This window comes from Novosphingobium flavum, assembly GCF_014230315.1.
GTDB classification, from domain to species: domain Bacteria; phylum Pseudomonadota; class Alphaproteobacteria; order Sphingomonadales; family Sphingomonadaceae; genus Novosphingobium; species Novosphingobium flavum.
Genome location: NZ_JACLAW010000002.1, coordinates 1 through 13,093, shown reverse-complemented (window position 1 = coordinate 13,093; position 13,093 = coordinate 1). Strand labels below are relative to the sequence as shown.

Here is a 13,093-nt window from a genome sequence, read left to right as displayed (position 1 = left end):
AAATATCTATTTATGACTTGTGCGAATGCCGGGATTGTGGTTGCTTTCGCTTGCTGAACCATGGGGGGAGCCCAAGATGCTCATTTTGCGAAACGCCTTGACTTGCTCGACCGCTGCTCTGGCCATGGCCGCGGCGCTGATGCCCGGCGTGGCCGCGGCCCAGCAGGCGCCGGGCGGCACCAATGGCCCGGCCGACCAGGCGCCCGCGGACGAGATCGTCGTGACGGGAACCTACATTCGGGGCGCGGCCGAGACGGGGGCCATTCCGGTCAACGTGATCACAGCGGAAAGCATGGCCAAGCAGGGCTCGCCCTCTACGGTCGAAATGCTCAAGGCGCTGCCGGCGGCAAGCGGCATCATTGGCGAATCGAACCAGTTCATCGCTGGGCGGGGCGCCTCCAACGAGGGCCAGGCGTCAGTGAACCTGCGCGGCCTGGGGCCGGAACGCACGCTGGTCCTGCTCGATGGCAAACGCTTCCCCACGTTCACCAACTTCGTCGATGTGAACACCTTTCCTGCGGCGGCGATCGCCCGGGTCGAAGTGCTCAAGGACGGCGCCGCAGCGACATACGGCTCCGACGCAGTGGCCGGGGTGGTCAACTTCATCACCCGCGACCGGTTCGACGGACTCGAGCTTAACGCCGACTATCGTTACATTACAGGTTCTGACGGCGATTTGAGCGGCAGTGTGCTGTGGGGCAAGCGCGGCGAGCGAACCAGCCTGATGCTGTCAGCCGGCTTTCAGTACAAGTCAGACCTGCCGGTGCTGGCGCGCGACTGGGCGGTCCTGCCCTTCGAAAGCAATCCGCAGGGCGGCTGGTCGGCGGCGGCAAACCCCGGCCGGTTTATCCCGCTTAACGGCTCGACCCAGCTTGGGGCGGCACTGCCCGATCCCGGCTGCGCGGCACTGGGCGAAGTGCTGACCAACCCGACGCCGGGTGGCTTTACCGTGTGCCGGGCGCATTACACGGTGTGGGACAACCTCGTCGACAAGCAGGTCCGGGCCCAGTTCTACGGCAAGTTGAAGACAGAGCTGTCGGACCGGGTTACCCTGACCATCGACGGGCTCTATTCGTTCACCGATGCACCCAGCCCGAACCGCACGCCTTCGTTTGCCGTTTCTCGCGAAGTCCCCGCGTCGGCATTGCCGGCCGGGTTCGGCGGGCTCAACACTTCCGTTACGCCGGCCACGCTGGGCGGCTATTACATCCCGAGCACTAACCCGGGCTACCAAGCCATCGTGGCGGCCTATCCCAACTATTTTCCGTGGGGCACTAACGGTGCGCTCATTCCGCTGGGCGCGTTCCGTCCGTTCCTGTCGGGCGGGAATCCGCTATTCGACTACGGGCCGAACTACACCCCGCAATACCGCTCGGTCTTCCGGACTACGGCTGAATTGAGCGGAACGCTGGGCGACAGCAGCCTTGCACGCGATTTGGCCTGGAACCTGGGCGTGACCTACGGCCGCTATGCCAGCAAGGTAACCTTCCGCGATACGCTGACGGTCCGCCTTCAGGCTGCGCTGCGCGGCCTGGGCGGCCCCAACTGCAACTATGCCACCGGCACGCCAGGCGTGGGCAGTTGCTCCTACTTCAACCCGTTTTCCAACGCCTTGCCGGGCAGCCCGCCGCTCGGGCTCACCAATCCGGGATATGTTCCGGCTTTAGCCAACAACAACAAGGAACTGGTCGACTGGATGTTCCCGCAGATGCAGTACCAGTTCGTTACCAAGATCATGAATATCGACGCGGGGCTTTCAGGGACGGCCCCGATCGAACTGCCAGGCGGGCCGATCCGCTGGGCCGTGGGCGGACAGGTTCGCACCAACAGCTACAGCACCGAATATGGCTCGTTCACCAATGCGCTGCTTTACCCCTGCGCGGACACGCCGCTCAACGGCAACACGAACTGCTTTCCCAAGCCCACTTCGCCGCTGGTGGTGGAATCGCAAGGAACGCCGGTCAGCCTGAGCCAGACGATCTATGCCGTGTTCGGCGAGCTCAATATTCCGGTATTCGACACATTCAATATCAGCGCCGCGGCTCGCTTCGAGGACTATGGCGCGAAGGGCGGGTCGACTTTCAATCCGCAGCTCCGCGCCAAATTCCAGGCATTCCCGTGGTTCGCGCTGCGCGGATCGGTAGGCACCACCTTCCGCGCGCCGCCGCAGGAATCGGTGGCTCCGGTCAGTTCGCTTGCCGGGCTGGTGGTCTTTGGTCAGACCCTTCCTGTGGAGACGAAGGGCAATCCCAACCTGGGGCCGGAAAAGGCCACGTCCTACAGTGTCGGGGGCATCTTCGAGGTGGGCCGCCTGCGCGCCTCGGTTGATTACTGGAACTACCAGCTGAAGGATATCCTGACCGCCGAACCGCTCGCCAACGTTCTGGCGGCGGCCTTCCCGGCGGGCGGCGGCACCTGCAACGGCGATCCGGCCTTCATCGCCTCGCACTTCGCCTTCAGCTCGGGCTGCTCCTCATCAACCATCACGCGGGTCACGGTGACCCAGATCAACGGACCAAGGATCAAGACGTCCGGCTTCGATTTCATCCTCGACTATTCGATCCCGGATGTACTTGCGGGCGGGACGGTCAACCTGGGTGCCAGCGCGACTTATGTCGACAAGTACTCGGTTGGTCAGCTCGTGATCGGCGGCGTGCCGGTGGCCGGTTCGGCGTTCGAGGCGGCAGGCAATGCCAACATCCTGACGGTGGCCTACCCGTTGCCCAAGTGGAAAGGGCAGGGCTTTGTGGAATACGCACAAGGCAATCATAACCTCCGTCTGACCGGGCGCTACACCGGAGCCTATACCGACCAGCGCGGTCTGTTCACTTACAGCGCGGCGCAGCAGACCGGTACGGTCGCGGCGTGCGGCGGCACCCCGCCAACAGTGGTTTCGCCAACCTGCGGCACGGTCACGGCCGGGCAACGCATCAGTGCGGCGATGCTGTTCGACCTGACGTACCGGGTCAAACTGCCTTGGTATACCACGGCAACGCTGAGCGTGAACAACCTGTTCGACCGCGACCCGCCGTTCTCGCGGCAGGACCTCAACTACGACGCCATGACCGGCGATCCGTTGGGCCGCACCATCAAGCTGTCGCTCCAGAAGTCGTTCTGACCCCGGCCGGAATTGTGGGAGAAGGGACCCTGTCCGATCCAGAGGCTCTTCTCCCCGGAGTGATTGAACAATGTCCAGCCAAGGAGACCGACGTGTCTGCGCATGACGCGCTGATGGCCGCATCGCTGTGGATGACCGCGTGGATGGCACCGCCTGCTCCGCAGGTGCTGTCGGCGCCTGAGTTCCCCGAGAGGGTTTCCCCGTCCTTTGCCGACGAGACGGTGGTGCAGCATGTCCGGCTGGCCATCGGCGGCAAGCGGTTGCGGGTGCGCTTCAGCAACGCGTACGGCGACCGGCCCATAGCGATAGAGGGCGTCACGATCGCGCTGCGGAATGGGGCCGGGCACTATGCCCGACCGATGCACATGACCTTCGCCGGGAACGATCGCATGGTCATGCCGGCACATGGGCAGGTGCTCAGCGACGCGGTCGACCTGGCGACGATACCGCTGCAGGAGATGCGCATCAGCCTCTACCTCCCCGGACCAACCGGGCCCTGCACCTGTCACAGCCGCGGCGAAGATCCCACCCAGGTGTTCAAGGGGCGATCGGCCAGGCCCGGTGCGGTGCCTGACCGACGCGTGCAGCAGCGAGTCTTCCTCAGCGGCATCGACGTGGCAGGCAGCACGGCAAAGCGACTGGTCGTTGCCTTCGGCGATTCCATTACTGACGGCGTGGGCTCGACCATTGCGGCCAACCGGCGCTGGCCCGATCTGTTCGCGGAGCGTGTTCTGGATGCCGGCGTCAATATCGGGATCGTCAATGCCGGGATCGCCGGGAATTACCTGACGCGGACCGGCGAATATCCATCGTTCGGCGAAGCGGGGCTGGCGCGGTTCAAGCGCGACGCGCTGGAGGTTCCCGGCGCAACCGATACCGTTATCCTGCTCGGGATCAACGACATTGGCGGGGAGCCGGATGTCGGCGAGCGGCTGATCGCGGGCTATCGCCAACTCATTGCCGATGCCCATGCCCGGCGGATCAGGGTGTTCTTGGGAACGATCCCGCCGTTTCGCGGCTCGACCTTCTTTACCGAAGCGGGAGAGCAGAGCCGGCTTCGCGTCAACGCTTGGATACGGGCAGACAACCCGGCCGACGGCATCATCGATTTCGACAGGGCGCTGCGCGACCCCGCCAATCCGGGCCGGGTCGATCCGCGCTTCCACAGCGGCGATTGGCTTCATCCCAACGACGACGGCTACCGCGTCATGGCGCGGGCCATCGACCCGGCGATCTTCGCCAAACCGCGCTGAATGTAGTTATAATGGAAGGGAAAAGCCAAATGGTCAGGGCACGAACCAATGACCTGAACCTTGTCGAACGCGCGGCGAAGGTGCTTCCGGCCGGCGTATACGGTCATCATTCGGTCGGGATGCTGCCTTCCGGGTATCCGCAGTTCTTCGGCCGCGCGGTCGGCGCCCGGCTATGGGACGTCGATGGCAACGAGTACATCGACTACCTCTGCGGCTACGGAACCAATCTGTTCGGTTATGGCTTCGAACCGGTTGAGCAGGCGGCTGCCGAGCAGCGGCGCCTGGGGGACACCATGACCGGCCCGAGCGCGCTCATGGTAGAACTTGCCGAGGCCTTCGTCGACATGGTCGCGCACGCCGACTGGGCGATGTTCTGCAAGAACGGCAGCGACGCGACGATGATCGCATTGATGACCGCGCGTGCCCACACCGGGAACGCGACCGTGCTGGTTGCCGACGGCGCCTATCACGGTGCGATGCCGTGGTGCACGCCGCGACAAGTAGGCGTGATCCCGGCGGACCGGGCGCACGTCGTTACGTATCGCTACAACGACGCCGCAAGCCTGCGCGCCGCCTTTGAGGCGCACCGCGGCGATGTCGCGGCCGTCTTCGCGGCGCCTTATCGCCACGATGTCTACGCCGATCAGGAAGATCTGGACCTGGACTATGCCCAGACCGCTCGCGAATTGTGTGATGCGTCGGGCGCGCTGCTGGTCGTCGATGACGTGCGCGCAGGTTTTCGGATCGCGCGCGATTGCAGCTGGGCCCACACCGGAATTGAGCCTGACATCAGCGCATGGGGCAAATGCTTTGCCAATGGGCACCCGATTTCGGCGGTCCTCGGCAATGACAAGGCGCGCAAGGCCGCGGCCGACATTTACGTGACGGGGTCCTACTGGTTCTCCGCCGTCCCGATGGCTGCCGCCCTGGCAACGCTGCGGCAGATCCGCGAAACGGATTACCTGGAGAAAATGATCGTTCAGGGACAGCGACTGCGTGATGGGCTCGACCGGCAGGCAGCGGACCAAGGCTTCGCGCTTTCCCAGACCGGGCCGGCGCAGATGCCGCAGATCCTGTTTCGGGACGATCCGGATTTCGTGATCGGGTTCAACTGGGCGCAGCTGTGCATCGAGCATGGGGTCTATTTCCACCCCTTCCACAACATGTTCCTGTCCCACGCTCACGATGGGACGGTCGTCGATGAGACGCTGCGGCGGACCGGAATGGCGTTCGAGGCGTTGCGCGGCTCGCACGCCCGCCTCAGTGAAGGAGAGACCTCGGCCCTGAAGCGGCGGATCGCCGAGCGCGCCGCCTCGTCGGACTAGACGGTTGCCGGTCGATCCCGAGACCTTCGACGCCCTGTTGGGCGCAGTGCGCCGCTTTGTGGATGAACGCCTGCGTCCGCTTGAGGCCGTGGTTGAAGCGAACGATGCCCTACCCGATGACGTGATTGCCGACATGCGCGCCATGGGCCTGTTCGGGCTGTCGATCGGCGAGGATTATGGCGGGCTGGGTCTGACCATGCTCGAGGAAGCGCGGGTGGCGATGGAACTTGGCCATACGACGCCCGCCTTCCGGTCTGCCTTTGGCACCAATGTGGGGATCGGAAGCCAGGGATTGGTCCTGGCGGGGACAGCGGAGCAGAAGGCGCGGTGGTTGCCGGGGATCGCGTCAGGCGAGGTGATCACGAGTTTTGCACTCACCGAACCGGAAGTCGGCTCGGATTCAGGCAGCGTGATGACCCGGGCGCGCCGCGAGGGAGACGTGTACCGGCTGACTGGTAACAAGCGCTTCATCACCAATGCGGACAAGGCCGACCTCTTCACCGTGATGGCGCGGGTCGGCGACCTTCCGGGGCCGCGGGGGGTCTCGGCGTTTCTCGTGCCGCGCGGCCTGCCGGGTGTGTCGGTTGGCGCTTCGGAAAAGAAGATGGGGCAGCGCGGAGCGCATGTTGCTGACGTTATGTTCGACGACACCCCGGTTCCCGCCAAAAACCGACTGGGCGAGGAGGGGCAAGGCTTCGCCATCGCGATGCAGGTGCTTGATCGCGGGCGGCTGCACATCGCCGCGGTATGCGTGGGCATTGCCGAGCGGCTTATCGCAGACACCATCGCCTACGCCACTACGCGGCGGCAGTTCGGCAAGCCAATTGCTGAGCACCAGCTGATTCAGGCGATGATCGCTGATTCCGCCGCGGAAATGCTGGCGGCCCGCGCGCTCGTGCTCGAAACTGCCCGTGTCCGCGATGAGGGGGCAACCGTCGGCATGGAGGCCGCGGCGGCGAAGTATACGGCCAGTGAAATGGTTGGCCGGGTAGCTGACCGGGCCGTGCAGATCTTCGGCGGTGCGGGTTACATCGCCGATTACGGTATTGAGCGGCTGTACCGCGATGTCCGGTTGTTTCGCATCTATGAGGGAACGAGCCAGATCCAGCAGTTGATCATTGCCCGGGAAATGATCCGGCGTCATGCCCGAGCCGATTGAGTCGCGCCTGCATCGATTGTTCGATCAAGCGATGTGCACGGCCTTGGCATTCAGGTGAGCTGCCACACCCTCCGGGCCGTCCTCCGAACCGAAGCCTGATTCCTTGAGGCCGCCGAACGGGGCATCGGGCCAGGTCGCACGGACCTGGTTGATCAGCACCATGCCAGCTTCGATCGCATCGCCCATCAGGTTCTGCCGCCGCCCGTTCTCGGTGAAGCAATAGGCGGCGAGGCCAAACGGCAGCCGGTTCGCTTTCGCGATCGCGTCGTCGTCGTCGCTGAACGGGCAGATCAGCGCGACTGGCCCGAACGGCTCCTCGTTCATGACCTGCGCCGCAGGAGGGACATTTGCCAGCACAGTGGGGGCGAAGAAATAGCCCGATCCATCGCCGGCGGTTCCCCCGGCGACAAGCCTTGCGCCGACGCTGCGGGCATCTTCGACCATCGCCGCAATGACCTCGGGACGGCGCGGATTTGCCATTGGCCCCATCCGGTTTACCGCGTCGAGGCCGTTGCCGACAGGCAGGGCGCGAGCGCGTTCGGCAAAGCCACCGACGAAGGCGTCGTAGATATCCTCCTGCACGTAAAACCGGGTGGGGGCGATGCAGACCTGGCCGGCATTACGGAACTTGTGCGCTGCGAGGATGTCGAGCGTCCGGTCCAACTGGCAATCTTCGAAGACCAGCACGGGGGCGTGGCCGCCCAGCTCCATGGTCATCTTCATCACCGTTTCTGCCGCGAGCTTCATCAGGTGCTTGCCCACCGATACCGAGCCGGTAAAGCTCAGCTTTCGCGTTACGGGCGAGGCCAGCAGGTGGCGGGAAATGGCGTCAGGATCGCCAAATACGAGTTGCGCCGTGTCAGGGGGCAGGCCTGCATCAAGGAAGCAGCGCAAAACCTCGCTGGCGCTGGCCGGGGTTTCCTCGCTGGGCTTGAGAATGATTGAGCACCCCGCCGCCAGGGCTGGCCCCAGCTTTCGTACGGGGTTGAGCACGGGAAAGTTCCAGGCGCAGAACGCGGCGACCGGGCCGACCGGCTGGTGCAGCACGAGGCTGCGGCTGCCGGGCGCGCGCATCAGAACGCGGCCATAGATTCGCACGGCCTCGCCGGCATGGAAATCTAGCAGGGCCGCCGCAGCGCTTACCTCTCCCAGCGCCTCAGCAAGGGGCTTGCCCTGTTCCAGCGTCACGGTCCGGGCGATCCGGGCGGCCCGTGCGCGCAGGTTTGCGGCTGCGCTGACGAGAATCCGCGCCCGTTCGTCAGGGCTGATCGCCCGGAAGGCCCGGAATCCGCGGTTCGTCGCCGCCAGGGCATCGTCGAGATCGGCCGCGTTCGCATGGACTACGCGCCCGATCTCTGCACCGGTTGCCGGGTTGAAGATCGGCTGGGCCAAACGGTCCTTGGCCCCGCGCCACTCGCCAGCAATGAAAGGGGCGGCGTCACAAGTATCGTTCACGGCCAGGTTCCTTGTCGAAGCAGGCGTTTTCGCGGCGGCTCAGGCTGCAGCGGCTGTGGGATGGAAAGGCAGGCCGAGGCTTTCGGCTACCTGCCGGTTGCGCACTTTCCCGCCATCGATGTTAAGCCCAGCCATCAGGTGCGGGTCGCGCACCAGCGCCCCGCGCCCTCCTTCGGCCAAGGCCAGTCCGAACGGCAGGGTTGCGTTGTTCAGCGCATGGCTCGACGTTAGCGGAACGGCGCCCGGCATGTTGGCCACGCAATAGTGGATCACGCCGTCGACCTCGAACGTGGGCATGTCGTGCGTGGTGGGCCGGCTGGTTTCGAAACACCCGCCTTGGTCGATGGCCACGTCGACCAGCACCGCGCCCCGCTTCATCCGGGAAAGCATGGCACGTGTTACCAGTCGGGGTGCGGCCGCTCCCGGAACCAGCACCGCGCCGATGACCGCATCTGCCGAGGCTATTTCCTGCTCGATGGTCTCAAGCGTGGAAAAGCGTGTCCGTACCCGCCCGCCGAACAACTGGTCGAGTTCCCGCAGGCGCGGGATCGAGCGGTCGATCAGGGTCACCTCCGCGCCAAGACCCACGGCCATGCGCGCGGCGTGTGTGCCAACTACACCGCCGCCGATCACGATGACACGCGCCGCCGGAACGCCCGGCACGCCGCCCAGCAGGAGCCCCCTTCCGCCGTTGTAGCATTTGAGCGCGGCGCCTGCGGCCTCGATCGAGAGCCGCCCTGCTACTTCACTCATCGGAGCGAGCAGCGGCAGGCCGCCGCGCTCGTCGGTAACCGTCTCATAGGCCACGGCAGTGCAGCCGGATTCGAGCAGGCCGCGTGTCTGCTCGGGATCCGGGGCGAGATGGAGGTAGGTGAAGAGCAGTTGGCCCTCGCGCAGCTGCGACCATTCCGATCGCTGAGGTTCCTTGACCTTCACGATCATGTCGCTCGCGGCGAAAATCTCAGCGGCGGTCTCGGCGATCGTCGCCCCGGCGGCGAGGTAATCCTCGTCGCTCGCGCCGATCCCGCTGCCGGCACCGGTCTCCACCAGCACCAGGTGTCCGCGTGCTGTATATTCGCGCACCGCGCCGGGAGTTAATCCGACCCGGTATTCGTGGGTCTTGATCTCCTTGGGAACACCAACACGCATTTCAATCTCCTGCTTTCGAGTTCGTTTGGCCGCCTGCCAAGCCGGTTTGATCTCGCCAAGGCCCCCAAGCCGCAGCCGTTTGCTGCCCCAGCGCTGGCGAGGCTGAACTGGCCACCGGCACAGAGCGCGAGAAGCGAATTGGCAGGCGGACGCCGGGCACTGGGGGAGCATCTGGTCGATCAATGCTGAGAGCCATTCCGCGATGGCGGACTTGCGGATCTGCGAAGGCCTCTGCCACCGTGTTGATCGGTCCAGCAGGAATACCTTCGGCCTCGAGTTTCACCAGAAGGTCGTCGCGTCGCCAGCTTTGGGTTCTTGCCGCAATCATGGCAGTCACCTCATCGCGCCGCTGAAGCCTCTGGGCGTTGGTGGTGACGGCGGAGTTTGCCGGGATGCCGACGGCGCGGCAAAAACGCGCGAACTGGTCATCGTTTCCGACAGCCAGGATGAACGGGCCGTCCAGCGTGGGAAAGACGTCGTAGGGGCAAATGTTCGGACTACTGTTGCCGAGCCGCCGCGGGGACTCGCCGGTCACGAAATAGTTCATCGCTTGATTGGCAAGAGTGCCGACCATGACATCGAGCAGCGCCAGGTCGACGTGCTGGCCAAGGCCGGTGCGTTCCCGCTCGGTCAGGGCGGCCTGGATGCCGATAACGGCGTAGAGCCCGGTCATGATGTCGGCAAAGGCGACGCCGGTTTTCTGAGGCGGCCCGTCGGGTTCGCCGGTGAGATCCATGATGCCGCTCATGCCCTGAACGATGAAATCGTAGCCGGCCCGTGCCGCGTATGGCCCATCCTGGCCGAAGCCGGTGATCGAGCAATAGACCAGTTGCGGATTGGTGGCGCTGAGGCTGCGATAGTCGAGGCCGTAACGGGCAAGACCGCCGACTTTGAAGTTTTCGATGACCACATCGGCCCCGGTGGCGAGGCCGCGCACCAGTGCTTGACCTTCGGGTGATGCGAAGTCTGCCACGACCGACCGCTTTCCGCGGTTGGTCGCGTGGAAATAAGCCGCGTCGCGCGTGCCATCCGGATTGTGGACGAAGGGGGGCCCCCACTTGCGCGTATCGTCGCCCGCCGGCGCCTCGACCTTCACAACCTCGGCGCCCAGATCGGCAAGTATTTGGCCCGCCCACGGCCCTGCAAGGACGCGCGCCAGTTCCAGGACCCGCAGGCCTTCGAGGGGAGCATTCAGATTCCGGCGATCCGCGGTGTAGGCTGGCATGCGAGAAGTGTCCTTGGTGGAGGACCGCATTGAACCCGGTTTTTACTGATTGAAAATCGCCAAAACTTGCAATTTTGATCGTCATATGGAATTTATTCGAGAGTGCTTGATCCCGACAGCCTGGAAGCATTCATCACGGTCGCCGAAGAGCGCCACTTCGTTCGGGCGGCTGATCGGCTTGGCTGCACCCAGTCCGTTGTTAGCAAACGGCTGATGCGGCTCGAGGACAAGCTCGGCATGCGGCTGCTTCTGCGGAACAAGCGCCGGCCGGTGGAACTTACTCCGGAAGGTGCGCAATTTCTTGAAGTGGCGCGCCAGATGGTGGGGGAGCTGATAGCTGCCGAGGCGCGCGGGAAGGCCATATCCCGGGGGATCGCCGGTTCGGTGCGCATCGGATATGTCTTTTCCGCCATCCTCACCGGGGTATTGCCCTCAATCATCCGCTCTCTCGGCGCTGCTCTGCCGGAGGTTGAGATCCATCCTGTTGCGATGGGCACGCCCGAGCAGATCGCGGCGGTCGGCGATGGCCGGCTCGACCTGGCGATCGTGCGTCCGCGGCTGAGTTATCCGGGTGGGCTGGTCGCAAAGGTTATCCATAGCGAACCTGTGGTCGTTGCCATGGCCGCTGACAGTGCGTTGGCGCGGAGGGGACGCGTGCGGTGCGGGGATCTCGCGGGCGCCCGTTTCATCGTGCCACAGTTCCATGAGGAGGTCGGCCTGATCGATGTTATCCGCGATATTGCACGGACTGGCGGCTTTGCCATGCCCGAGGTTGTCCGCAATTCGGATTTCATCACCACCGCGGGGTTCGCGGCGGCGGGATGCGGAGTGGCAGCCGTTCCAGCTTCCCTCCAACGACTCTCGCTGGAGGGCTTGTCGTACCTGCCGGTATCGGACCTCGATAGGTCGGTCGAACTGGTGATGCTTCAAGGTGCGACCTTGCCCAAGGCAGTGCGGGAGGTTGTGAACGGGCTGGCATGACGAAATTTCCAAGCCGTATTATTGCTATATGGAATTAAATAATAGAAAGTCGTCTGTTTAACGGAATTACAAAAGTCACCATTGCCGAGGGCGAATTCTTGTTGGGGAAACCAGATGAGCCTGTTTGCCTGGGATGACGTGCTTGGCCTCGAAAGCCAGCTTGGCGAAGACGAGCGAATGATCCGGGATGCCGCCAAGGGCTATGCCCAATCGCGTCTCCAACCCGGCGTGATCGACGCGTTCGAGCGTGAAGCCACTGATCCCGGGATATTCCGGGAAATGGGTGCGCAAGGCCTGCTTGGGGTAACGCTTCCTCCACAATACGGCGGTGCGGGAGCGTCATACGTGGCCTATGGCCTCGTCGCCCGCGAAGTCGAGCGTGTGGACTCCGGCTATCGCTCGATGCTCAGCGTGCAGTCGAGCCTGGTGATCTACCCGATCCTGGCCTTCGGGTCGGAAAACCAGCGCGAGAAGTATCTGCCGCGCCTGGCCGCAGGAGAACTGATCGGCTGCTTCGGCCTTACTGAACCTGACGCTGGCTCTGACCCTGGCGGGATGGCGACTACCGCGCGGAAGGTGCCGGGGGGGTACGTCCTGAAGGGCAACAAGACGTGGATTTCAAATGCGCCGATCGCCGATCTTTTCATCATATGGGCGAAAAGTGCGGAACATGACGGTGCTATCCGGGGCTTCATCGTGGAAAAGGGCGCCCCCGGATTGGGGGTGGCCAAGATTGGCAACAAGCTGTCGCTGCGCACATCGATCACCGGCATGGTGATGATGGACGATGTGTTCGTGCCCGACGATGCGTTGTTGCCGGGTGTCCAAGGGCTCAAGGGACCCTTCAGCTGCCTTAATCGGGCGCGCTATGGCATAGCGTGGGGCGCCATGGGGGCTGCGGAGTTCTGTTATTCGGCGGCGCGCCAGTATGGGCTTGAACGCCGCCAGTTCGGCCGTCCGCTCGCCGCCACCCAGCTTTACCAGAAGAAGTTGGCGGACATGCAGACGGAGATTGCGCTGGGGCTGCAAGCTGCGCTGCGGGTTGGCCACCTGATTGACGCCGGCGACTTCGCCCCCGAGGCGATCTCGCTGATCAAGCGCAACAATGTCGGGAAGGCGCTGGATATTGCGCGTGCAGCCCGGGACATGCACGGCGGCAACGGCATTTCCGGCGAATTCCAGGTCATCCGCCACCTGCTCAATCTTGAGACAGTGAACACCTATGAAGGTACCCACGATGTCCACGCCTTGATCCTGGGCCGTGCCATCACCGGAATAGCGGCATTCTGAAGCGAGGTGGCGATGAAGATCCTGGTCCCGGTGAAGCGGGTGATCGATTACAACGTGAAGCCGCGGGTGAAGGCGGATGGTTCGGGGGTGGACCTGGCCAACGTCAAGATGAGCATGAACCCGTTCGACGAGATCGCC

At 64.1% G+C, this 13,093-nt stretch carries 9 protein-coding genes and 1 pseudogene; 7 read left to right on the top strand and 3 right to left on the bottom strand.

The genetic code is table 11. From position 1 onward, the window contains the following. Positions 1–76: 76 nt before the first annotated feature. The 4 genes from H7F51_RS02045 (at position 77) to H7F51_RS02030 (ending at position 6,855) form a co-directional block, all read left to right on the top strand. Positions 77–3,118, top strand: coding sequence for a TonB-dependent receptor domain-containing protein (locus tag H7F51_RS02045; protein WP_185662562.1), 3,042 nt, complete (start codon positions 77–79; stop codon positions 3,116–3,118). A gap of 92 nt (positions 3,119–3,210) precedes the next feature. After that, complete coding sequence (locus tag H7F51_RS02040) at positions 3,211–4,371, top strand: GDSL-type esterase/lipase family protein (RefSeq protein WP_185662561.1); 1,161 nt, start codon at positions 3,211–3,213, stop codon at positions 4,369–4,371. Positions 4,372–4,400: 29 nt separating this feature from the next. Then, complete coding sequence (locus H7F51_RS02035) at positions 4,401–5,696, top strand: aminotransferase class III-fold pyridoxal phosphate-dependent enzyme (protein WP_185662560.1); 1,296 nt, start codon at positions 4,401–4,403, stop codon at positions 5,694–5,696. Between the two features lie 4 nt (positions 5,697–5,700). Then, entirely contained in the window at positions 5,701–6,855 is a 1,155-nt protein-coding gene (locus tag H7F51_RS02030) for an acyl-CoA dehydrogenase family protein (protein WP_185662559.1), read from the top strand. Positions 6,856–6,879: 24 nt separating this feature from the next. Here H7F51_RS02030 and H7F51_RS02025 read toward each other — a convergent pair whose 3' ends face one another. From H7F51_RS02025 to H7F51_RS02015, 3 genes are read right to left on the bottom strand one after another with little or no spacing between them, the layout of a single operon-like run. Further along, on the bottom strand, positions 6,880–8,310 hold the full coding sequence (locus tag H7F51_RS02025; protein ID WP_185662558.1) for an aldehyde dehydrogenase family protein: 1,431 nt from the start codon (positions 8,308–8,310) through the stop codon (positions 6,880–6,882). Positions 8,311–8,349: 39 nt separating this feature from the next. Beyond that, the gene (ald, locus tag H7F51_RS02020; RefSeq protein WP_185662557.1) at positions 8,350–9,459 is read right to left on the bottom strand and encodes an alanine dehydrogenase; all 1,110 of its coding nucleotides are present in this window, start codon (positions 9,457–9,459) and stop codon (positions 8,350–8,352) included. 1 nt (position 9,460) lies between these two features. Next, on the bottom strand, positions 9,461–10,684 hold the full coding sequence (locus H7F51_RS02015; protein WP_221773975.1) for a CaiB/BaiF CoA transferase family protein: 1,224 nt from the start codon (positions 10,682–10,684) through the stop codon (positions 9,461–9,463). Positions 10,685–10,786: 102 nt separating this feature from the next. On the opposite strand from H7F51_RS02015, the gene H7F51_RS02010 reads away from it, so the two are divergent. The 3 genes and pseudogenes from H7F51_RS02010 to H7F51_RS02000 all read left to right on the top strand — a co-directional run. Further along, a complete protein-coding gene (locus H7F51_RS02010) occupies positions 10,787–11,665 on the top strand; it encodes a LysR substrate-binding domain-containing protein (RefSeq protein ID WP_185662556.1) in 879 nt (292 codons plus the stop codon). Between the two features lie 114 nt (positions 11,666–11,779). Further along, a complete protein-coding gene (locus H7F51_RS02005; RefSeq protein WP_185662555.1) occupies positions 11,780–12,955 on the top strand; it encodes an acyl-CoA dehydrogenase in 1,176 nt (391 codons plus the stop codon). A 12-nt stretch (positions 12,956–12,967) separates the two neighbouring features. Then, a pseudogene (locus tag H7F51_RS02000) lies at positions 12,968–13,093 on the top strand (electron transfer flavoprotein subunit beta/FixA family protein); the annotation flags it as partial.